This is a genomic window from Leisingera sp. ANG49, from assembly GCF_059694505.1.
This window is the reverse complement of record NZ_JCATZN010000076.1, coordinates 1-306: the sequence shown is the minus strand read 5'-3', so window position 1 is coordinate 306 and position 306 is coordinate 1. Positions and strand designations below refer to the sequence as shown.

1 pseudogene is annotated in these 306 nt (G+C 62.1%); it reads left to right on the top strand.

Annotated elements, in window-relative coordinates:
* Positions 1 to 306 (top strand): annotated as a pseudogene (locus tag AC58NV_RS23805) (hypothetical protein); the annotation flags it as partial.

Genomic DNA, 306 nt, shown 5'->3' with positions numbered 1-306 from the left:
ACCCATGAGATGCTGTTTGACGCGCATTGGCATGCGTTCCGGGTCTTCGGCGGCGTGCCCCAGCGCGGGACTTATGACAGAGGGAATTGTCCGCCATTGGTCCGAGGACAATGGACGCGCGCACAGCGGTTGACCGGGTCGGCAAAGGCAAGAACCGCCAGATCAATGCGCGCTTCCTGGCAATGGCCAGCCATTATGTCTTCGAGCCGGAATTCTGCAACCCGGCGGCGGGGTGGGAGAAAGGCCAAGTCGAGAAGAATGTCCGGGATTCCCGCCACCGGCTCTGGCAGCCGGTGCCGAACCATT